The sequence below is a fragment of the Paenibacillus chondroitinus NBRC 15376 genome, from assembly GCF_004000765.1.
Lineage (GTDB): Bacteria > Bacillota > Bacilli > Paenibacillales > NBRC-103111 > Paenibacillus_E > Paenibacillus_E chondroitinus.
In genome coordinates this window covers 49,048-68,999 of the sequence record NZ_BILW01000025.1, presented here as the reverse complement: position 1 = coordinate 68,999, position 19,952 = coordinate 49,048, and the positions used below count along the sequence as shown (strand labels likewise).

The 19,952-nt window shown below is 48.7% G+C and carries 24 protein-coding genes; 10 read left to right on the top strand and 14 right to left on the bottom strand.

Annotated elements, in window-relative coordinates; all coding sequences use genetic code 11:
- Positions 1 to 2 precede the first annotated feature (2 nt).
- The 6 genes from PCH02S_RS23875 to PCH02S_RS23850 form a co-directional block, all read right to left on the bottom strand.
- Entirely contained in the window at positions 3 to 740 is a 738-nt protein-coding gene (locus PCH02S_RS23875) for a glycosyltransferase family 2 protein (RefSeq protein WP_127456604.1), read from the bottom strand.
- Positions 737 to 1,849: a glycosyltransferase family 2 protein gene (locus tag PCH02S_RS23870; RefSeq protein ID WP_127456603.1), complete on the bottom strand. Its 1,113-nt coding sequence runs from the start codon at positions 1,847 to 1,849 to the stop codon at positions 737 to 739. Before PCH02S_RS23870 ends, PCH02S_RS23875 begins: the two co-directional genes overlap by 4 nt.
- A gap of 5 nt (positions 1,850 to 1,854) precedes the next feature.
- Positions 1,855 to 2,664 carry a glycosyltransferase family 2 protein gene (locus PCH02S_RS23865; protein WP_127456602.1) on the bottom strand — a complete coding sequence of 270 codons (810 nt, stop codon included), beginning with the start codon at positions 2,662 to 2,664 and terminating at the stop codon, positions 1,855 to 1,857.
- 345 nt (positions 2,665 to 3,009) lie between these two features.
- The gene (locus PCH02S_RS23860; protein ID WP_127456601.1) at positions 3,010 to 3,291 is read right to left on the bottom strand and encodes a hypothetical protein; all 282 of its coding nucleotides are present in this window, start codon (positions 3,289 to 3,291) and stop codon (positions 3,010 to 3,012) included.
- Positions 3,288 to 3,638 (bottom strand): restriction endonuclease subunit S, encoded by a 351-nt coding sequence (locus tag PCH02S_RS23855; RefSeq protein WP_127456600.1) that lies wholly within the window; start codon positions 3,636 to 3,638, stop codon positions 3,288 to 3,290. Before PCH02S_RS23855 ends, PCH02S_RS23860 begins: the two co-directional genes overlap by 4 nt.
- 23 nt (positions 3,639 to 3,661) lie before the next feature.
- Positions 3,662 to 3,952, bottom strand: a complete 291-nt coding sequence (locus PCH02S_RS23850) for a hypothetical protein (RefSeq protein WP_127456599.1) — start codon at positions 3,950 to 3,952, stop codon at positions 3,662 to 3,664.
- A gap of 203 nt (positions 3,953 to 4,155) precedes the next feature.
- Between PCH02S_RS23850 and cysC the strand changes: the two genes are divergently transcribed.
- The gene (cysC, locus tag PCH02S_RS23845; protein WP_127456598.1) at positions 4,156 to 4,776 is read left to right on the top strand and encodes an adenylyl-sulfate kinase; all 621 of its coding nucleotides are present in this window, start codon (positions 4,156 to 4,158) and stop codon (positions 4,774 to 4,776) included.
- Between the two features lie 138 nt (positions 4,777 to 4,914).
- On the top strand, positions 4,915 to 6,222 hold the full coding sequence (locus PCH02S_RS23840; protein WP_127456597.1) for a glycosyltransferase family 2 protein: 1,308 nt from the start codon (positions 4,915 to 4,917) through the stop codon (positions 6,220 to 6,222).
- A 15-nt stretch (positions 6,223 to 6,237) separates the two neighbouring features.
- Here the strand turns inward: PCH02S_RS23840 and PCH02S_RS23835 are convergent, their stop codons facing one another.
- The 6 genes from PCH02S_RS23835 to PCH02S_RS23805 all read right to left on the bottom strand — a co-directional run bounded on the left by PCH02S_RS23835 (position 6,238) and on the right by PCH02S_RS23805 (position 11,207).
- A complete protein-coding gene (locus PCH02S_RS23835; RefSeq protein WP_127456596.1) occupies positions 6,238 to 6,441 on the bottom strand; it encodes a hypothetical protein in 204 nt (67 codons plus the stop codon).
- Between the two features lie 12 nt (positions 6,442 to 6,453).
- Entirely contained in the window at positions 6,454 to 6,846 is a 393-nt protein-coding gene (locus PCH02S_RS23830; RefSeq protein ID WP_127456595.1) for a hypothetical protein, read from the bottom strand.
- A gap of 47 nt (positions 6,847 to 6,893) precedes the next feature.
- A complete protein-coding gene (locus PCH02S_RS23825) occupies positions 6,894 to 7,496 on the bottom strand; it encodes a hypothetical protein (RefSeq protein WP_127456594.1) in 603 nt (200 codons plus the stop codon).
- 119 nt (positions 7,497 to 7,615) lie between these two features.
- On the bottom strand, positions 7,616 to 9,370 hold the full coding sequence (locus PCH02S_RS36490; protein ID WP_246069230.1) for a glycosyltransferase: 1,755 nt from the start codon (positions 9,368 to 9,370) through the stop codon (positions 7,616 to 7,618).
- 22 nt (positions 9,371 to 9,392) lie between these two features.
- Positions 9,393 to 10,424 carry a glycosyltransferase family 4 protein gene (locus PCH02S_RS23810; RefSeq protein ID WP_127456593.1) on the bottom strand — a complete coding sequence of 344 codons (1,032 nt, stop codon included), beginning with the start codon at positions 10,422 to 10,424 and terminating at the stop codon, positions 9,393 to 9,395.
- A gap of 21 nt (positions 10,425 to 10,445) precedes the next feature.
- On the bottom strand, positions 10,446 to 11,207 hold the full coding sequence (locus PCH02S_RS23805) for a sulfotransferase domain-containing protein (RefSeq protein ID WP_127456592.1): 762 nt from the start codon (positions 11,205 to 11,207) through the stop codon (positions 10,446 to 10,448).
- Positions 11,208 to 11,400: 193 nt separating this feature from the next.
- Between PCH02S_RS23805 and PCH02S_RS23800 the strand changes: the two genes are divergently transcribed.
- The 8 genes from PCH02S_RS23800 to PCH02S_RS23765 all read left to right on the top strand — a co-directional run bounded on the left by PCH02S_RS23800 (position 11,401) and on the right by PCH02S_RS23765 (position 18,716).
- Entirely contained in the window at positions 11,401 to 11,811 is a 411-nt protein-coding gene (locus PCH02S_RS23800) for a hypothetical protein (RefSeq protein WP_127456591.1), read from the top strand.
- Between the two features lie 186 nt (positions 11,812 to 11,997).
- Complete coding sequence (locus PCH02S_RS23795) at positions 11,998 to 12,981, top strand: SDR family NAD(P)-dependent oxidoreductase (RefSeq protein WP_218033180.1); 984 nt, start codon at positions 11,998 to 12,000, stop codon at positions 12,979 to 12,981.
- A gap of 13 nt (positions 12,982 to 12,994) precedes the next feature.
- Positions 12,995 to 13,708: a sugar phosphate nucleotidyltransferase gene (locus PCH02S_RS23790; RefSeq protein ID WP_164819712.1), complete on the top strand. Its 714-nt coding sequence runs from the start codon at positions 12,995 to 12,997 to the stop codon at positions 13,706 to 13,708.
- Positions 13,705 to 14,664 (top strand): GDP-mannose 4,6-dehydratase, encoded by a 960-nt coding sequence (locus PCH02S_RS23785; protein WP_127456588.1) that lies wholly within the window; start codon positions 13,705 to 13,707, stop codon positions 14,662 to 14,664. Before PCH02S_RS23790 ends, PCH02S_RS23785 begins: the two co-directional genes overlap by 4 nt.
- Before the next feature lie 16 nt (positions 14,665 to 14,680).
- Positions 14,681 to 15,775, top strand: a complete 1,095-nt coding sequence (gene wecB, locus PCH02S_RS23780; protein WP_127456587.1) for a non-hydrolyzing UDP-N-acetylglucosamine 2-epimerase — start codon at positions 14,681 to 14,683, stop codon at positions 15,773 to 15,775.
- Positions 15,765 to 16,754: a polysaccharide biosynthesis protein gene (locus tag PCH02S_RS23775; RefSeq protein WP_127456586.1), complete on the top strand. Its 990-nt coding sequence runs from the start codon at positions 15,765 to 15,767 to the stop codon at positions 16,752 to 16,754. Before wecB ends, PCH02S_RS23775 begins: the two co-directional genes overlap by 11 nt.
- Positions 16,751 to 17,587, top strand: coding sequence for a dTDP-4-dehydrorhamnose reductase family protein (locus PCH02S_RS23770; RefSeq protein ID WP_127456585.1), 837 nt, complete (start codon positions 16,751 to 16,753; stop codon positions 17,585 to 17,587). Before PCH02S_RS23775 ends, PCH02S_RS23770 begins: the two co-directional genes overlap by 4 nt.
- 79 nt (positions 17,588 to 17,666) lie before the next feature.
- Positions 17,667 to 18,716 (top strand): hypothetical protein, encoded by a 1,050-nt coding sequence (locus PCH02S_RS23765; RefSeq protein ID WP_127456584.1) that lies wholly within the window; start codon positions 17,667 to 17,669, stop codon positions 18,714 to 18,716.
- Between the two features lie 22 nt (positions 18,717 to 18,738).
- On the opposite strand, the gene PCH02S_RS23760 is transcribed toward PCH02S_RS23765, so the two are convergent.
- Complete coding sequence (locus PCH02S_RS23760; protein WP_127456583.1) at positions 18,739 to 18,945, bottom strand: amphi-Trp domain-containing protein; 207 nt, start codon at positions 18,943 to 18,945, stop codon at positions 18,739 to 18,741.
- A gap of 11 nt (positions 18,946 to 18,956) precedes the next feature.
- Entirely contained in the window at positions 18,957 to 19,931 is a 975-nt protein-coding gene (locus PCH02S_RS23755) for a CotS family spore coat protein (protein WP_127456582.1), read from the bottom strand.
- Positions 19,932 to 19,952 lie beyond the last annotated feature (21 nt).

The following is a 19,952-nucleotide window of genomic DNA, read 5'->3' as shown; positions in this document are numbered from 1 at the left end:
CATCATGCTTTCTCAAAAAATGCTTGGGGATCGACGCCCCACTTTTCTATAAAAATCTTGCGCGAACGCTCCACGATAGCTTGCAGTTGGCTTTCGCTTTTCTTGCCGAAGCTCGCGCTGCCATGATGGAAGATAAAGGTATCTTCGGTCAGCATCAGCTTGTAGCCGGCTTTCCTTGCGCGATAGCAATAGTCGTCATCTTCGTAATGCCCAGGACTGAATTGTTCATCCAGGTAACCGATCTTATCCATCACTTCACGTTTGAACAAAAAGCAGAAGCCAATCAAACGCTGAACTTCTTTGTATTTCCCTTTATTTCCCACATTGTACTTCAGAACCATATCCGGCAGATTCGTATATGGCTCTTTCATTTGTTGAATACCGCTGGCATAGTTGGTCATTGGACCTACGATACCAATATCATGTCGAGAATACAGACAAGTGAGCATATGATCCAACCAATTAGGTGTTAGCAGAACGTCATTATTCAGCAAAAGCACAGAGCTGCCCCTGGCCAGCTTCATGCCGGCGTTACAGGCTGCAGGAAACCCTTTGTTTTCGGAGAAGGACACGAAGGGGACCTGCTCACGAATCAAAGCATCCAGTGTCCCATCGGTAGAGGCATTGTCGACCACAATAATTTCATAGGGGATTCGTGTATGTTCTCTGATGGAGTAAATGCAATCTAGAAGCAACTGTCTTTCATTAAAACTTGGGATGATGATACTTGTGCTGTTCATATGGATCCCCCCGACAGAGCAGTTCGCGTACGAAGAACATCCTTGAATTCAAGTCTTCTTCCACGTTCATGAAGCAGCATATGGAGGGCCTCCAAATGATCGCCTACAATCAGATCTGAAACGGGATTCGTGCTCCCTGTATTCAATCGGGTAGGTTTATTGGCCGTGACCACATCGATGCTTGCTGGTGCACAAATACGCAATCCATAACGGATTGCCTTCGCCTGAGCTTTAGGAGGTACCATTAACGCTGCGCTGCCGATAACCTGGAGCGCTTTGCGGGAAAGCATGTGGGGAATCGCCGTCATGGAGTTGGCACCCAGTTCCGGTCGACCCTGAACCCGGTTTACGAATTGTTTCACCATAGAGACGCCATCGCGATGCATGAAGAGACCGATATAAGGGGAAATGTCGTTCAAAGCAACATCCCAGCCTTGGTCGATGGCCCGAATGAAAGGCAACAATTCCTCGGTTTGAATCGGGATATCGCCATCCAGGAACAGCACCATGTCGGCTGAGCTAAGCTTGGCGCCAATCGACCTGCCAACGTCATGACCTACGAGATTCGGATAATGGATGATAGTTGCCTTAGGGCACTGCTTGGCGATATGAACGCTGTTGTCGGTTGAGCCGTTAATGACGACAATAATTTCCTTCATCGGCATTCTTTCCAGCGCGTTCAGCACGCGCGCAATCGTCTTTTCCTCATTAGATACCGTAATGACGGCTCCAATGGATTGCCTTGTCGGAACAAGCACGAGATTTGGGGTTGGCATCCCCTGCTTCTCGCTATACCCTTCAAGGAACGCTCGGGAGACCGGAAGGTACTGCCCCGCCGAAATCGTCCCAATTTCCCCGGATGTATAAAAGGAACACCATAGGGAGTTGATATACGAGTTCGGGTCCATCCCCTCGATCAACGGGTGGTCCGTAGCATAACGGGCGCCAATTGCGTGTACTCTTCTTCTTAACGCAACAGACAGCGTCGCCGATGTTCTGGTTGGTCTGGGGGCCCTGCGCAGACGGCGTACAGGGACGGGGGTTCTCAGAGGTCTCAAGGTTCTCACTTTTGGCCTTTGTTTCACACGTTTCTTCACTGGTTTATTCAACAGCTTCACCCCACAAAGGTTCGGTCCCTTGTTAAATCCGTTAGCTGACCACGCTCATTCGTCTGTTCATGCAGCCAATTCAGGGCTTCGAGGTGATCTCCAAGAATAAGATTTTGCAGCGGGTCCACCTTAAATTTTCTTCGTTTTCTAGGATTCGTCCGACCCACATTTACGTTGTAAACCTTGTGGAGCGTGAGTCCTTTCACACATGCTATCGTTTGAGCAAGTGGCGGCACGGCTAAATTAGCGGCATGAATCTCGTTTAGCGCTTTACGACTAATAGCGTGCGGGATTGTCGTCATCGAAGCTCCTCGCAGGTCGGGCCGGGAGAGTGCAACGTTAAGCGCGTGTTTGGCTAGCACAACAGGATGCACATCCACCTTCTCTGTTTTGCCAGAGTAGCTGTTTAGCGCGACATCAACCCCACGATCCACCGCCTGTACGAATGGCCGCAAATCTTTGGCTGCAATCACCATATCCGCATCAATGAACAGGATAGTGCTCCCTCTCGCATGGCTCGCGCCAATGCCCCTGGGGACATCATGCCCTAATGATTCCTTAAATGAAATAACCCGTGCCCCCATCCGGCGTGCAATTCGCTCCGTATCATCGTAGGAACCATTGACGACCACAATGACTTCTGTAGCTGGATGAACCAACCGGGCTTGACGAATGACGGACGCGATGGTCTTCCCTTCGTTCATTGCAGGGATGACGACAGATACTTTTGGCGATTCATGATTTGAAATGGGCTTGAAAACTGGCCTCGTTCTCCTCCTGGGTACTGACAACTTTCGCTGCCCACGCTGTTTCATGTCCACACCCTCCCACTGTGATGTGCTTTCGTTTTCGTTCCCATTGTATGTTTATCCATCCCGATGGACACGGCATACGTTTAAGCCCGTATTATCTCTAGCTCAAAATAGGACATCTATCACAGATCGCCTTCCCTTCCCAAGGCAACTGGATCATGTACGTTCGACCTGCTTTTATAGTATGACTGCCTTGGGACAGATTCATATGCACTTACCTAGCTTGGCTAGAAATTGGCGAATGACTACTGCGATTTTGATGAAAGCGCTTATAGTAAAATGAAAATCAGCGTCACGTATGTAAAAAAAGCCCCATCCTCTTCTATACCTTCTAAGAAGAGGGGGAGCCTAACGCTTGCCTTGAAGAACGCCGGTATTCGTGTTTAACCACGGTTGTTTCGCCGTTCCCTTCTGTTTCACACGAATCGGCAATCCTATGATTTTCCTCGTCAAAATCCGTTGATAACTCACGATAGCTGTGAGATTATCAGCTATTTGACCGGCCAGCTGCGGCGAACTCTCTACCGAATCGGCAACGCTCTCAATGATTCGGGCCAAGGCCCGCTGGCTTCTTGCGAGAGATTCTAGTATATCCAGCTTGATCTGCTGCTCTCTTTCATTTATCTTCATTTGGTATCATCGAGGCCTGAACCTCCGAACAAATCGCCAAATCCGCCGCCAGCACTGCCGCCAAGGCTGGAATTATCCTCTTCTGCGATGAGCACGCCCAAGTTTTTGGCGAAGGCTACCTCCATCTTGGTAATGCCATCGATGACCTCAATCAGCTGCTCATGGATATCCACCGCTTGTTTCACATGCTCAGCATTGCTTTCATAGGCGGCCGTTGACAGGTGCTGGCATATCCAGTTGCGCGACTTCTCGGCATGCAGCGCCTTAGCCTCCAGAATGAGAGCTACATTATATTGAATCTTGGCGGTAGCATCCAGGTAAGACAAGTAACTATCATTTCTGCTCAATGTCCCCACTCCCTGCCCCTCGTTTATTCATCAGCGGGTTGTTCTTTCATAACCTTCATAATTGGCGAAAGATTGTCCGCGATGGCATCCTCTAAATCGGCAAGACTGTTTAAATAGCTGGTAATCCCTTTGGTCATACTCAAGGAATGTTCCATTAATGCTTCGATTTCTCCGAAGGAAGGATTATGGTCAGGGATTTCACTAACCATCTTCGCCATATGAGCAATCACCTCGCGTTTGGCTTCCAAGGTACGTGCCAACTCGTGCTGCGACTTCGCCATATGCTCCAGAATCGAAGTAATCTGATCCTGCATGTTTGTTTCCCTCCTCATCCGCTTAGGCTATCCCAATTAACATATGCGGTTTGGGTTGAAGTGGGAATACACCCCATTCATCCAATTTTTCAAAATCTAGTTCTTCATCTATCAGATTGGATTCCTATAAGGATTTCAGACCAGAACCTGACATTCTCTTCTCACATATACATATAGAAATACAAGCTAAGGAGGGGAACCCTTTGTCCGATAAACATATTCAGTGGCAGCCATCCAATGTTTCCAGGAGCGAGAGGCACCACCTGAATTCCCACAAAAGCTGTGTGATTTGGCTCACAGGGCTTTCCGGCTCAGGCAAATCTTCGATTGCTTATGAAATGGAACGATTGCTTTTCACCCAACATATACGTTCTTACGTCTTGGATGGAGACAATCTTCGGCATGGTTTAAACGGCAACCTTGGTTTTTCCCCGAATGATCGCAGTGAAAACATCCGTAGGACGGCCGAAGCAGCCAAGCTGCTCGTAGACGCAGGCATCATTACGATTGTTGCTCTCATTTCGCCCTACCGCGCGGATCGGGAGTTGGCGCGATCTTTGTACGCCTCTGGGGAATTTATCGAGGTTTTCATCGATTGCCCTCTTGAAATCTGCGAGAAACGAGATCCGAAAGGACTTTACGTGAAAGCGCGGGCAGGCGTTATTCCTAACTTTACGGGAATTTCAGCGCCTTATGAGCCGCCCAGTAAACCCGAAATCGTGATTTCATCCAATCAGCACTCCCTACAAGCATCAACCTCTCGAATCTATGACTATCTCATTGTCCATAAAGTCATTGCCCCACAATCCAGTTTCACGCTTTGAGTCCGAGTCCTGCTCGGGACAAGTTCCTATGAATAGGCTCAACTATTCGTAGTGCGAGCTTGCCCGCAGCAGAACCACCCCCCTGCCATCCGCATAGAATGCAATAAGCCTGCTGATGATCGGGGGAATTAGTCGCCTATGCTGGTCTACGTGCTAGGAACGTCCAATAAAGCTCATACAGATGCTACAATAGCCAATCTGTCCCATATCGCTCCGAATTGGTCCATTATGCTCCTACATGATTACGACGCAGCAGCCTTGAACGATCATCTACTTGCTTATGATCAACCCTTTTTTATGACTCTGCATGCAGGAGACTTATTGAGCAGCAGCTTTATCTCCGAGCTGTCCGCACAGCTTGCTGCGCTGCCGGAGCATTGTGCCGGCATGGTCTATGAACGCGGGGCTGCCAATAACTTGCACAATCTTTCTTCCCCTCCTCTTGTTTGGAGAACAAGCGCTGTGCGATCCAGTGGCCGTCCCTTTTTCCTGGAGAAAGATGAACTGCCCTTTGACACTTATTTGCTTCACGATAATCAGTTTCATTTAGAGAGAGAATGGTCGTGGCAGACCCTCCATAGCAAATGGTGGCAGCCCCAGTCCAAACATTCCCCCAAATGGCATAAGGCGCAGGAAGAGTGGGACCTGCTCAAACCTATTCTGGAAGCAGGGTCAAGCGCTGTCCAGCCGAAAGTAAAGCCAATTCCCGCCATTAGTATCGCAATATGCACCTACAATAATGCCGATTATCTTCCTTGGGCGATTCGAAGCGTTATTGCACAAAACATGCCTGATTGGGAACTGATTATTATAGATGACGCCTCCAGCGACAACACGCAGATGAAACTGGCATCCTTACCCGCAGATCCGCGTATTCGTACGTATGTAAACCAAGCTAACTATGGCAAATCCCATTGTTTGAATGCTGCTTTATCGGTAGCTGAAGCCCCTTGGCTGCTGGAGCTTGATGCCGATGACTGGCTTCCGCCAGACGCCATTCGGCGCTTGCTTAAAACGGCGGATACCCTAGCACCGGATACATCACTCTTGTATGGGGATTATTACGAGTGGACAGAAGGAGCACGAAAACAGCTTATTTTCGGAGGGTTACGCAAGACGCCTGTTGCCTTTAACGCTGAGGCGCTGCTTGCCGGAGCTCTTCCGATAGCACCTCGATGCTATCGGGTTGAGACCCTTCACAGCATCCATGGCTGGATGGTGAATGCTCCTTATGGGGGTAGGTTATACGAGGATTTCGAAATCATCATCCGTTTGTCGCACTCTCATCAATTGAGGCATCTGCCTGAGCCTCTCTATCATCGGAGAGTCCGCCAATCCAGCATTACGCATCAACATTCCGAGAAATATGCCGGCTGGATGAAGTGGATGAAGGAACAAACCGTCCTCCTTCGGGGGGACGGAGGAGACACAAGGCCATCGACGTAATCTCCTCCCTTCCGATTACGCTACTACACGTACGAAATCTATCTGATCCGCCACGATGGTCACGATTACCGGTGGACTATAGTAATACGTGTTGTTGATTTGTACAGTAAAAATACAATCGTCTACGGAAGCTAATGTGCCGATAATAGGCGGATTACTCGTAAAGTACACTTCAACCGTTCTACCGATAAAACTCGCCAGTAACTCTGCGAATGACATAGTTTCTCCTCCTTATATCACGGATTCAATGCTGGAAGCTGGAATAAGGAGAATATCTCCTGACGGCTCAAGAATTTCAACGACATCGGAACCAACAAGGACCAGCGTACCGCTCTCTGTTCCTGCGCCTGTTTGAATAGTAACCTGCGTATTTAATCGACCCTCGACTGCTGTTAACGGATTACAGCTCGTGACTGCCTGTTCACGAACCATGAAGTACGTCGTAACGTTACCGTTACCGGTGAAATCCACCACTGAAAATCCTGCCTCCATCAATGAGGCAAGAACAGGTGTTAACTTAGCCCCTACTTCAAGTCCGGGAAAATCTAACGTAGCGTCAAAACAGTTAATAACGGCACGCATTGTAGCATAACTGTTACCAGCAACAATAACGATAACATCCATGTAACTCTTCCTCCTTCAATTAGGTTGTAATTGGATCTGACTTGCCGTTACAGAGCCGGAACCGGTGTATAAGGTCTGAACCCGATGATATGGCAAATCGAGAAAATAACGATTTGATCCATGTCGTTCCCCGTTGTCGGACGAAGAATTAACGTCGATTTACCAATTTTCTCAACCATTCCGATCCGGTTTGGCGGCTCTCCCCCGGAACCTGCTCCGCTTGATGTGAACAGTTCAACCTCTGTATCCCAATATTGCTCCAATAAGTCTCTCAACTCTTCGTTGCAACTCTCATCCGGGTAATCCACTTTAACCTTTACTTCCGTTTTCGGTGTCTCGACTTTGACGTGAACATCGGGTTTAGGAGTCTCTATGTTTACGATAGGAGGAGGTGTTGTGACATGAACTTCCGGGGTTGTTACATGGACTTCGGGGGGACTGGTTTGAACGTTGACTTCTGCTGGAGGGGTCGTAACATGGACAATAGGAGCTTTCGGCTGCTTGCATATGACCTTGATCGTTCTTTTTCTTAATCTTTTCTTGCATACATGACACTTATTTTTCTTGCCTCTTTTCCTCGTGCTGCAGTCATTTTTCCTAACAACACGAGTGGTTTTCTTAACCACGCTGTCTTCTGTTATACGGGACATAGGGCACCTCCAAAATTTTTACATATCCTAACAAAAATTGGATTCCATCACACTCCTATACTACTCAGCGGAATAGACCCTCGTCCTAGACTATCACCTAAATATATAAATCTGGGTATCTATCGCGATGCTCGAATGTCATATAGCACTCTTTCAAAGGCATCTACGCTTCGCTCCCACGTCCATTTCGAGGCTTCAATTTCCCCGGCAGCCGCCAGTCTTTTGCGCAATTCGGCATCCTCGATCAACCGGCCGACATCGGCTGCCAAGCGGTTCTCATAGCGGTAAGACATCAAACCATTTTGTTCATGCCGGCAGTAATCCATATTTCCCCCATTGTAGGTTGTGACCAGAGCGGCCCCGCAGCGCATAGCCTCCAGTCCTGGTAGTGAGGCAGAATCATAAGTAGAAGAGTTAACGAATATATCCGTCTCGTTATAGTGATAGGCCATAGCACCATCGTGCCCAGGAGTTAAGTAGCGAAAAGTCGGATGATTGGATTTGATAGCCTGTAAAAGAGGGGAGCTTCTAAACTCTTCCGGAGGAGACATCAGGTTGATGCGGACATCGGGATACTTGGCCTGCACGATTTCCAGTTGGTTGATCAAATAATCCTGTTCTCTGTGCCAGGAATAGCCGCCTTCCGGCCTCCGCATAATCGCCGATATTTGCAGTTGGGTCTGCGTATTGCGAATATACATGTTCCTAAATGCCGTACCGACGCCCACCGGCACAATATGCGCCTGATGACCGTGATTCAGTGCAATGAGCTGCTTTTGCCAATTGGAGAGAACGACGATATGTTTGGAAATATGATAAGTAGGGAAAGAGATTTGATTTTCCGGAAGAAAAGCAGGCTCATAGCATAGGCTTAAGCGGACGTGCACACCTTTTCCGTTCATGCTGGCCTGATATGCTTCGGGTACAATCGTATAGAAATTGGAAACAATGACATCCGCTTTGGGATAATCTTTTTCAAGAATCATATAGTTCTGTTTGGTGCGGATGATTTTGGCATTAATCGTATAGTTTACGACGCCCTCAGGCGGCATCAGAACGGTAACGTCATGGCCTTTAGCCGCAAGCCCATTGACCATTTCGGCCAACATTCTCTGAGCTCCGCCAATGCTGAGTGTAATAATAGGAAAAGTAATCGTCATCCTCTCTTTGGCTATCAAAGCATCCAGCTGTTTCCGGTAGAGGGATTGTACCGACTGGATCTCTTTGACAATCTCGCTTTCATGCTTGCGAGACCCCATTTCGGGGTGCACCCGGTAGCGAACAAGGCTTTCATTTAAATAGAAGAAATGAAACCGTTTCATAACCCGCATCCAGAAATCATAATCCTGCGTATATTTGCGAGTCTCATTAAAGTACCCCGACTTCTGGAAGACATCCATATGCAGCATCACGGTGCAACCGTTGATAATACAGCCTTTTTGCATGGTTTTATAGAATTCCATTTTGGTGGAACAGCCAATACCTGAAGGTCCTCCAAAGATGGTCCCCTGCCCATCCATATGAACATAGGAGGTGTAGCTGACTTTAGCCTCTTTTTCCTGCATAAAAGCCAATTGCCTGGCTACTTTATGCGGCTCAAACATGTCGTCGGAGCTGAGCCAGGCAAAATAGTCGCCAGTGGCGCGCCGGATACCGGCATTCAGCGCGCTCGCCGTACCTCCGTTAGCTTTTTCCACGTAAACAATCCGGTCCATGTACGGAACAATTTTCTCCATATGCTGCGTTGAGCCATCATTAACGACGATGATTTCAATATTCGGATACGTTTGGCTCAGCGCACTTTCAATCGCTGTGCGGACGTAAGCACAGTTATAGAAAGGTATTACAATGGAGACTTTGGAATTTGCATTCACGGTTGAAACACCTACCTTGTTCTTAGTTCAGCGAGGCACGTTTGTTGTAAATTTCCTCCAATGCGTTCACGATATTGCGTTCAAAATGGGCTTTCGTTAACCGTGCCGCACTAGCTTTGCCTCCAAGAGCGAGCTTTTCCGCCAATTGGCGATCGGATAATACAGCGCATATCCCCTGTGCCATTTGCCTTGGATCTCTTGGTTTGGTAACATATGCGCTTTCCATGTGCGAGCAGAAGTCCATTACACCGCCTGAATTCGTCGTTACGACAGGCGTGCCGCAGGCCATGGCCTCCAAGGGAGGCAGCGAGAAAGCCTCAAACCAAGAGGATGCTACGAAAACGTCGGCTGTCCGGAAGAGCTTCGCCATCTCAAATTCATTTTTGGGGTAAAAGATGCGCTCCGGTATACCTAGTGTCACCAGTGAAACTGCGCCGTCCGGGCAGATGAGATAAACCATATAATCGCCTGCATACTCGTTTCTGATAATTTCCATACAAGCATAGAAATCATCAAATCCTTTTAGCGCATAGTCTCTCCTGTCCCGTGCGATATACAGAATCACTTTCGTTGTTTTCTTGCTAGGATGCGGGTGAATGCGAGGACCTTCCGGGCGAAATATCCGAGGGTCTACACCAAGAGATACAACGGTGCTGCGCCGCCCTACATGATCAAATATTTGCTGATCCAACCAGCTGGAAATAGAAAGGATCGGGACATCTTGGGCATATGTCCATAAAGCTGCCTCGCGATTAGGTACCCAAAGCGGCTCGAAGCCAAGGCTTAATCTAACCGTTTGTTCCGGCCATGCCTCGAAAGCCGATTGAAAAGTTGTATAGAAATTAGGCAAAATAATATCACCGTAAGGGATATAGTCTGCATCCAGCTTCGGAACGATCGTCAGCTTACAAGGAATGTTATACTTCACAGTTGCCGTCCTCGGGATGACGACCTCGACCTCATGTCCCTTTTTCGTAAGCGCCCCGGCGATATCGACCAATACCTTACAACCGCCACCAATATGCAAATCAGCCGCAGGTATTACGATTTTCATGGTTAACCTCCATTTCTCCGGTTATGACCAAAGCAAATCTTTTTCATAGCCGGTTTGTATCAATACATCACCTGCCACACGTTTGAAGGCCGCTATAACCTCTTCGTCAAATTCATTTCTCCAACCGCCTACAACACCTTTGCGAAAAGTAAACGAGCTCCCGCTATCCATATTGGCTTCCATGCTGCGAACCAACTTTGCTATCGGCATAGGCGGTACGCTCCCCTCCCACAAAAATTCCGCCATTGCTGTGATCGTTTTCCGCCTTGACGCCTTCGAAATCATCAACTTTTCATACGTCGTGATAAAAATACCCGGCACAGACAACCAACCCTGAAAAACCCCGAACCAATTTTTAATATTCGGGTAGTCATCCAGACCATTAATCAGCAATAAATAACGCTCCTTCTGACTTGGCAGAGCGACTAACTCCTTATAAATGGGGTAATCCGGGAGTTTCTCGATGATGTAATACGTTAGGGATACCAGCACATCACGCAGATCCCTGATCATAAAAATGGTTTTAATCCCAGGGCGGACAAGGAGTTTGGCCCATTCGGGCGAGTAGTATACATGCCCCATATATACATCATTCGGGACCGCCTTGCTCAGAATTGAAGCTTGTATCGGCAAATCCTTAGCCAGGCCTTCATAAAAGACGTAGTCGTTCATGACCGAACCGGGAATGCCTAACAAAAGTTGATTCAGAAGGTTTGTTCCACTTTTGGGAACCGTATTTAGAAAAATAACGGGCCGAAGCTGATAAGCTCTGCGTGCATCCATGATCGGCAGCACCTCCCAATATTTGTTTAAACTTAGCGTATGTGTCACAGTACCAACTTGACCTGTTAATGCGTCTATATCCCTTAACAAAGTTAGAACACCAACACATTTTACCAATAAAATGGTAAAGACCAACTCCCATCCAAGCAAATTCTATTAAATTTAATAGAATATAGGAAAGGAGGTGATTTTCATGTCAAACATTGTTAGCATTGGGACAAGCGTTCCCGGTTCGTCCAGCGGTTCTCTCAATCGTGTTGTCTCCACGACGCCCATCACACTCGCAGAATTCGGATTAGCGATTCCACAAGGACCCAACAGAGTTCTTCTAACGGCTACCGTCGGTGTCTCCTCCACTCTCCTTGCTCCTGTGCTCTTATTTAACGTGTTACGTGGCAACGCCGTCATTTTCTCCGCCAGACAAGAAGCCCTTCTGTCCACTGGACAAGAACTAACCGTCTCCTTCCAAGCCATTGATACTAATGTGCCAGCTACTTCGAACCAAGGTTACTCCTTCACTGTACAATTGGAACCAGGTTTATTAACTGGGGCAACGGTTACAGGTCCAGTTACACTCTCCGGTATTTCTTATACGTATGGCTAACGGAGAACTTTGAATAAAACAGGCTGCCCCAAAAGATCTCAAAGATCCGCTGGAGCGGTCTTTTCGCCATGCCTGCTTTTACCTATTTTTTCCTAATCATCCTTCTGAATGGGGGATAGTCCACTACTTCCATAGACAAAGGGAATAGACTGTAACCATATGTTGGAAGGAGTGATCTCATTCATGATGAGAGGGAAGCAAGTGCTGGTAACAGGTGCCGCCGGCTTTATCGGCAGCCATCTCGTACACCAGCTAGTTGCGGAAGGTGCGAAGGTCAGAGCCTTTATTCGATATAATTCAACGAATTCACGCGGTTTTCTCGATCAACTGCCCCATGATGTTCAGAAGGAAATTGACGTCGTCAAAGGAGATTTGCGCGATCCTCACGGCGTCTATCGTGCCGTGAAAGGCATGGATACCATTTTTCATTTAGGAGCACTGATTGCTATCCCTTATTCATATCAACATCCAACGGATGTTGTGCAAGCCAATGTCATCGGCACCCTAAATATCGCGCAAGCCGCCTTGGATTTAGGGACAGCGAAACTGATTCACACCTCTACCAGTGAAGTGTACGGAAGCGCACGTTATGTGCCTATGGATGAAACGCATCCGCTGCAAGGCCAATCCCCCTACTCCGCAAGTAAGATCGGCGCCGATAAGATCATTGAAAGCTTTAATTGCTCGTATTCACTGCCTGTCGTAACGGTCAGACCCTTCAATGCCTACGGTCCGCGACAGTCCATGCGAGCAGTCATTCCTACCATTATTAATCAAGCGCTGCATCAACCCGAAATCGTCCTCGGCAATCTCAGTGCGACCCGTGATTTTACTTTCGTAGAAGATACCGCCAGAGCTTTTATTTGTGCTGCCAGCCATGATGCAGCTATTGGGCAGACGATAAACGCCGGATCAGGGGCGGAAATCTCCATTGGCGAGCTTGCTCAAACCATCAAGCAAATCATTGGAAAAGATCTGCCTGTGCGTATCGCCATCGAACGGGTACGGCCGGAAAAAAGCGAAGTGGACCGCCTCTTCTCGGACAGCAGCAAAGCCGCAGCTTTGATGGGCTGGAAGCCAACCGTTCCTCTGGTGCAAGGCTTGGCTCGGACGATTGAGTGGATGAACAACCATCCCGAGCTGTATCGGCCTAATGAATATGTCGTATAAGGAGTTGGTTTCTGTGGAAGTCGTAATCATGACGGGCGGCAAGGGGATGCGCATGGCGCCTTATACCAAGGTGCTTCCCAAAGGGTTATTACCCGTTGGCGAACAACCCATACTGGAGATCATCGTGAAGCAGCTCCGTAATTATGGGTTTACCTCCATCACCATGGCATGCGGCTACTTGTCGGGGCTTATACAGACCTATTTCGGAGATGGAAGCTCTCGGGGTGTATCCATCTCTTATTATGTAGAAAATGAGCCCCTGGGCACTGTGGGTCCAATTAAACTCATCAGCCGCAGGTCCGGTCCATTCTTGTTAATTAATTGTGATGTCCTCACTACCTTGGATTTTTCCCGCTTTAGAGATTTTCATATCCAAGGAGGCAGTATACTTACTATCGCTTCGCAGAAAAAAGGGATTCCGATTGAGCTTGGCGTCCTTGAAACAAAAGATGAGTATGTCACGAACTTTGTAGAAAAACCTACCCGCTCGGCCTATGTAAGCATGGGCATCTATATGATGAACCCGGAAGTAGCCGATTATATCCCTTCCCATCAATATTTCGACATTCCTGATTTGATTCATGCCCTGCTAGACGCAGATGAGAAGGTCCGCCATTATGAAAACAATGATTTCTGGCTCGATATCGGCCGGCCGACGGATTATACGTTGGCCAATGAGCAATTCGGCAAACTCAAATCTCTCTTACTCCCCGGTGAACCGGTATGACGAGGATGACGAATCCTCCACTCGTACTCCTTACGGGGATTAACGGGTTCGTCGGGCAGCACATGGCGGCCTATCTCTTGCATCAAAACATGAACCTGCTCGGGATTGGACGCAAGATCAGCTGCCCAATAAAACATCCGAATCTGCATTACATTTCAGGTGATATCACGCAGAGCGCTGTCCTTACACAGCTCCTTCAGGAGCATCCGATCACACATATCATCCACTTGGCCGGAGCTAACGATGTAAGTGCATCTTATGCGGATCCGGTTCAAGTCCTGCATACGAACTCTTGGTGTACGTTACACATGCTAGAAGCTGTAAGATCTGCGGCAGCAAGCAGAATTCAAGGGTTCCTAGCCATAGGAACCGCTTATGAATATAATTTTCAAACGATGCCTGTGAAAGAAACCTCGCCCATTCTGCCTGTCAGCCCCTACGCCTGGAGCAAGCAGATCATGACTTCATTCATGCAAATGTATGGCAGCGTATATGGAGTTCCAACGTTCATAGCCAGGACTTTCAATTTGATTGGCCCAGGAAACGCGACCGGCGTATGCGCCCTGCTCGCCAAGCAAGTCGCGATGATGGAAAAAGGCCATCTCCCTCCTAAGCTCGTTATGGGCAACACGGCTGTACAGCGCGACTTTCTTGACGTACGTGATGCTGTTATCGCCTACGCCTCACTCATGCAGCTAACCGCAGCACCTTTCGGCCAAGTATTTAATGTATGCAGTGGAACAGCCTGCCCCATTAGCGCCATTGTTGATCTGCTGCAGCATTATGCAGCAATCAATTTCGAGGTGGCAGTCGACGAGCGTTTAATTCGCCCTAACGAAGCCCCCCTCGTTCAAGGGGACAACACCAAGCTTCGCGCAGCAACCGGTTGGGCACCCACCCTTTCACTCGCCCAGTCGGTATCCGATACGCTGGATTACTATCGAAGCCTCTTATGAAAAGGAGATTTACGCGATGAAGATCATGACAGTCCTAGGAACACGCCCCGAAATTATCCGGTTAAGCTTAGTGATCGCCAAACTGGATCTTCTTGCCGATTCACATCTACTCGTGCATTCCGGACAAAATTATGATCGCACGCTTAGCGACGTCTTTTTCGAGCAAATGGGCATTCGGCTCCCGGACGTTCATGTTCGGCTTCAAGCGCAAACCGTTGGCGAGCAAATTGCACAAATGTTCGTCGAAGTTGAGAAAGTGCTGCTGAAGGAGAAACCGGATCGCATGCTCGTTCTTGGCGATACCAACAGTGCGCTCACCGCTCTGATAGGCGAGAGGCATGGCGTTCCCGTCTATCACATGGAAGCCGGAAATCGCTGTTATGATACCCGTGTTCCTGAAGAGATTAATAGAAAAGCAATTGACGCCATTTCTACCTGCAATATGCCATATACGCCCGGAGCGCGCGAAAACTTGCTGCGGGACGGTGTTCCTTCTCAGCGAATTTGGATGACGGGGAATCCGATTTATGAAGTGATGGAGCATTACAAAGGGCAGGCGGGTGCGAGTCGTATTTTAGACGAATTAGGCCTATCGGATAAGGGGTATATCCTCGTTACCGCTCACCGGGCCGAGAATGTCGATCATGAAGCCCTGCTGCGGCAAATTATCGAAGGCTTGCAGCTTGTAGCCGAAGATACACAGCTCCCTATCATCTGCAGTACGCATCCCCGGACGAAGGACCGCCTCGATAAGCTTGGAGTCATGGCTTCCCACCCGCTCATTCGCTTCCTTCCGCCATTCGGATTTTTCGACTTTCTGAAGCTGCAGAAGCATGCCGCCTGCGTCATTACGGATAGCGGCACGGTACAGGAAGAAAGCTGTATCCTGGGCGTACCGGCCGTCACCATTCGTCAAAGCACCGAGCGGCCGGAAACCTTGCTTTGCGGCAGCAATTTACTTTCCGGTCTTGTGCCTGAGCGGATCGCCGCCAGCGTCAAGCTGATGATGCAGCCTCACCATACATGGCAGTGTCCGGATGGCTATCTGGACCCGAATGTATCGAGTAAGGTTGTCAATATTGTACTAGGAGGACAGAGCTATGTTTCATAATCAAACGATCCTCATCACAGGGGGAACCGGATCTTGGGGGCAGGAGCTTACCCGCAGCCTCCTGCAGGAGGGGCCTAAGGAAATTCGCATCTTCTCCCGAAACGAATTCTCACAAGTGAAGATGCAGCGAGACTTCGGCTTCCACCCTTCTCTCACGTTTATGATCGGTGATGTCCGGGATCAGGAAGCTGTCGAGGACGCCTGCCGGAACGTCGATTATGTCTTTCATTTGGCCGCCCTCAAACACGTGCCGATCTGTGAAGCCCAACCGGATGAAGCGCTCAAAACGAATGTAAAAGGAACCGAAAATGTCATCCGAGGCAGTATTCGGGCCGGTGTCAAAAAAGTCGTCGACGTCTCCACCGATAAAGCCGTAGATCCGATCAATTTTTACGGGATGACGAAAGCTTTGGGAGAAAAGCTCATGGTTCGGGCGAATGATTTCAGCTCCACAACCCAGTTTGTCTGTATTCGAGGCGGCAATGTGCTGGGCACCAACGGCAGCGTCGTTCCTTTCTTCAAAAACCGCATTCTGCAAGGAGAAGCTCTCCCTCTTACGCACAAAGACATGACCCGTTTCTTCCTGACGCTGCCTGAAGCGATTGAACTGCTGTTAAGCGCGGCCAAAGCGGCAGTAGGCGGAGAAACCTTTGTGATGAAAATGAATGCCTGCCTCATTCTTGATTTGGCTGAAGTCCTCATGGAGCAATTATCGGACCAACCTCTGTCCGTGAAGGATGTCGGTATCCGTCCCGGGGAGAAGCTGCATGAAGTGCTTGTTTCCTCTCACGAAATCCCTTTTACCTACCAATACAATGAGAAATACTTTGTCATCCTCCCTGCGAATGCGACGCCCTCCCTCTATGACCATTACAGTCATTTGCCCAAAACAACCTTCACCCAGTATGCCTCCAACGATTCACTCATGACATCCCAAGAGATCTTACAAATGCTGCTCAAAGGAGGATTTCTTCCTTGAAACTACTCATTATCGGCGGTCAGGGCATGGCCGGACACATGTTGAAGAGCTATTTTACCCGTCAGCATAAGGGTGATGTATGGACGACCGTGCGATCCGCCGATCCGGCGGACCCCCGGGCTGTAGCGCTGGACGTCAGGAACGCTGAGCACTTGCGGCATCTGTTGAAACAGATTGGGCCGGATGTCGTCATCAACGCAGTCGGCTTGCTGAATGAAGAGGCTCGAACGCGGCAGGCTGAAGCCATTTATGTCAACAGCCTGTTTCCCCATCTGCTGGCTGAATTTGCGGAGCCGTATGGCTTCCGCCTTTTTCACATCAGCACTGATTGTGTGTTTTCAGGTTCGCGCGGAAACTATACGGAATCTGATCTCGCGGATGCCCTGTCGGTTTATGGCAAAAGCAAAAGCCTGGGCGAAGTCATCGGCAGGGGCGTGTTGACGATCCGCACTTCAATCATCGGGCCTGAGTTAAAACAGAACGGTAATGGGCTCTTTCATTGGTTTATGCAGCAAAAAGGCGATATTCAGGGATATCGCCAGGTGTTCTGGAACGGGGTTACGACGTTGGAGTTGGCTAAAGCGATCGACTGGTGCCTCCAGCACCCCATTCATGGCCTTGTCCACCTTGCCGGCCAGCCAAAGCTCTCCAAATATGACTTGCTGAAGCTAATTCAGCAGCAATTCCATCATGATGCTGTCACGATCCACGCTAACGATGCTATCCTATCCGACAAGAGCCTAGTCTCCACAAGAGCTGACTTCGACTATCCGGTTTCTTCTTATCCCCAAATGATTGCTGACTTGCATGTGTGGATGAAACACGCTGACTAGCCTCTCACACTTTGCCAGCTCCAGAATATGATAAATACAGCGCAGCAGCGAAACAAATCATAAGGTGGTGAGTGCCACAATGGATATGACGCCTACTCACATAAATGAACTGATCCAAAAAAGATTGGTCATTATCGTAATCGCTCACGAAAACGAACAGGTATTGGCGGCGCAGGTCGAAAATATTCATTTTTTCAATCCTGAAGCCGGCATTCTTCTTTACAACGGCGGGACGAATCCCGATTTCGGAAAAAACGTGAACATTTGGTCCTTTCCGCACAGCCATCCCTTAAAAGCCGGCATTATCGCGCCGGGCATGTGGGAGATCATGAAATGGCTCGAAGAAATCGGCGCCGGCTATGAATATCTCATGTCGCTGGATCATGATGTGATGTTTGTGAAACACGGCTTCCAGCCCTTTTTGGACGAGGTGATGGCCGAGTCCGACAGCATGGGCTGGAGGCTCGAAAACAATCGGGATCACGACTTCTCCCTGCCTGTACAAAACATGATGAAAGAATGGCATTTATGGCAGCCGGTTTTCCGGACAGACGGCTTTCTGACCTACTTTAATCCCGGTCAAGTCTACAGGCATGATATCGTCAGACGTATGCTCGCGCATGTCGACCATGCCGCCGTAGATCACCTGTTTGGTATAACGGAGGCCGCTGCTTTAGAAGAAGTTTTTTTTGTCACACTGGCTATGGCCTGCGGTGGAAGGGTTCGGGAATACCCCGAGGGAGCCAAGTATAATGATATGGTCCGCTGGGGCGAAAACATCACCTTTGAAAATGTACAGCGGCATCGAGATCATCCTTACTACTATTGGATTCATCCGGTGAAAGGGGATAACCTGCTGGAGATGCATCAGCTTTTGCTGCCCAAACCGGAACCCCTTGCAAGTCCCCCGCCCGCTCCTCGCCCTGCCGCTCTAAGAAGAAAAATCAGGCGGCGCAAGAGACTTCTGAAGAGAGCACTTCCTCGAAGGCGCCTCAAACGGCGTAAAATCAAGTTCGGACTACGCAGCCGAAAAAGAACGTTAAAGAAGCTTGCCAAAAAGCCGCTTCGTTCCCGATCAGCAACGAAGAAAAAAACAGCCAAAACTAAAAAGAGGACGAAGCTGGGATAATCCCCCAACTCCGTCCTCTTCTCTATTTGTCCACCCATTCAATTCCGATGGACAATTTATTTGCACCCAAATCGCTCTTATGGCTCACTTTAAATTCCATATCCACATCCGGCAAGGTGATCTGTTTGCCTCGAATAACGAGATTACCTGCTGTTATTTGATCAGCAATTTTTCTTAGCAGTTCGGCAAATTGCAGCCCCCGACCGACAAATTCCTCTTCTGATCTCACGAATTTCCCTCCTAGAATCCCTTGATGAGTTTCTTAAGAACAGGCAGCTTCTCCATTTCAAATAAAACAATCTTGTTCAGCTTTTTTTCGTCCCCTGGTTCGCCTTTTTTGAAAGGCGATTTGACATAGCCGTAATGCTTATGCGGAAACAGCAAATCAATATAAAGCACCTGCATTTGCTCCGGTGTAAAAGGAAGAACAGCTTCATAATAGCTCATGCATCGTTTCAGCTCATCGGCATCCCAGCGTCCCAGCTCTTCCATACGCTTGGTCAGGAGCTTCCGAATATCACGCAATGGAATGTCGTACGTCAGATTATCCAAGTCCAGCACACACACGCCTCGATCCGTCCCAATCGCATTGCCCTTGCCATAATCCTGGTGGCACATGTAACCGTGATGACCGATGTCAGCCACCCAATCCGCATAACAGGACGCTTCCAGCAGCTTGATGGCATGGCTTGCCATCTGAATCATGGCATCGCCAGTCTTCACATAAGACTGATGGAAAAGCGTTTTTCCTTGCTTAGCCTGCTCTTTCCACAGCTTGAGCTCTTCGCACATCCCGCTGAAATGACTCGGCCATACCCCCATCCGGTTATAAACCTCACAGTCATCAGGAGGGATAAACCCTACGGTATCCTTATGGAATTGAGCGAGACCCTTCAACCCCGTATAGAGATGCTCCGGCACCCGATCCATTTCCAAGTCGCTTCCCACAACCCAAGCATAGAGAACCAACGCATAACCTTCATGGACAAAAAACAGCTGGCCATCCTTCGTTGGAATAATCCCCGCAACATTGGCTCCTTTTTGGTACAGATAAGCCTGCGCTGCTGTGGTGAATTTAACGATCGGAATGGACTTCCGTATCCGCTTCAGACAAACGGTTCCTACAGAAGTCTCCAGCTTCCATATCGTTTTAATGCCTCCGCTTTGAATAACCTGGATGTTTTTGACTACTATCTGTGGATAACTTTGTGCCATGAGACGTTTTCCCAAATTGAG

What these genes read in the sequence shown, in the direction of transcription:
- PCH02S_RS23875 (WP_127456604.1), bottom strand. Translation starts at nt 740, where the DNA reads ATGAACAGCACAAGTATCATCATCCCAAGTTTTAATGAAAGACAGTTG.
- PCH02S_RS23865 (WP_127456602.1), bottom strand. Translation starts at nt 2,664, where the DNA reads ATGAAACAGCGTGGGCAGCGAAAGTTGTCAGTACCCAGGAGGAGAACG.
- PCH02S_RS23860 (WP_127456601.1), bottom strand. Translation starts at nt 3,291, where the DNA reads ATGAAGATAAATGAAAGAGAGCAGCAGATCAAGCTGGATATACTAGAA.
- PCH02S_RS23850 (WP_127456599.1), bottom strand. Translation starts at nt 3,952, where the DNA reads ATGCAGGATCAGATTACTTCGATTCTGGAGCATATGGCGAAGTCGCAG.
- PCH02S_RS23840 (WP_127456597.1), top strand. Translation starts at nt 4,915, where the DNA reads ATGCTGGTCTACGTGCTAGGAACGTCCAATAAAGCTCATACAGATGCT.
- PCH02S_RS23835 (WP_127456596.1), bottom strand. Translation starts at nt 6,441, where the DNA reads ATGTCATTCGCAGAGTTACTGGCGAGTTTTATCGGTAGAACGGTTGAA.
- PCH02S_RS23830 (WP_127456595.1), bottom strand. Translation starts at nt 6,846, where the DNA reads ATGGATGTTATCGTTATTGTTGCTGGTAACAGTTATGCTACAATGCGT.
- PCH02S_RS23825 (WP_127456594.1), bottom strand. Translation starts at nt 7,496, where the DNA reads ATGTCCCGTATAACAGAAGACAGCGTGGTTAAGAAAACCACTCGTGTT.
- PCH02S_RS23810 (WP_127456593.1), bottom strand. Translation starts at nt 10,424, where the DNA reads ATGAAAATCGTAATACCTGCGGCTGATTTGCATATTGGTGGCGGTTGT.
- PCH02S_RS23805 (WP_127456592.1), bottom strand. Translation starts at nt 11,207, where the DNA reads ATGGATGCACGCAGAGCTTATCAGCTTCGGCCCGTTATTTTTCTAAAT.
- PCH02S_RS23800 (WP_127456591.1), top strand. Translation starts at nt 11,401, where the DNA reads ATGTCAAACATTGTTAGCATTGGGACAAGCGTTCCCGGTTCGTCCAGC.
- PCH02S_RS23795 (WP_218033180.1), top strand. Translation starts at nt 11,998, where the DNA reads ATGAGAGGGAAGCAAGTGCTGGTAACAGGTGCCGCCGGCTTTATCGGC.
- PCH02S_RS23785 (WP_127456588.1), top strand. Translation starts at nt 13,705, where the DNA reads ATGACGAGGATGACGAATCCTCCACTCGTACTCCTTACGGGGATTAAC.
- wecB (WP_127456587.1), top strand. Translation starts at nt 14,681, where the DNA reads ATGAAGATCATGACAGTCCTAGGAACACGCCCCGAAATTATCCGGTTA.
- PCH02S_RS23775 (WP_127456586.1), top strand. Translation starts at nt 15,765, where the DNA reads ATGTTTCATAATCAAACGATCCTCATCACAGGGGGAACCGGATCTTGG.
- PCH02S_RS23765 (WP_127456584.1), top strand. Translation starts at nt 17,667, where the DNA reads ATGGATATGACGCCTACTCACATAAATGAACTGATCCAAAAAAGATTG.
- PCH02S_RS23755 (WP_127456582.1), bottom strand. Translation starts at nt 19,931, where the DNA reads ATGGCACAAAGTTATCCACAGATAGTAGTCAAAAACATCCAGGTTATT.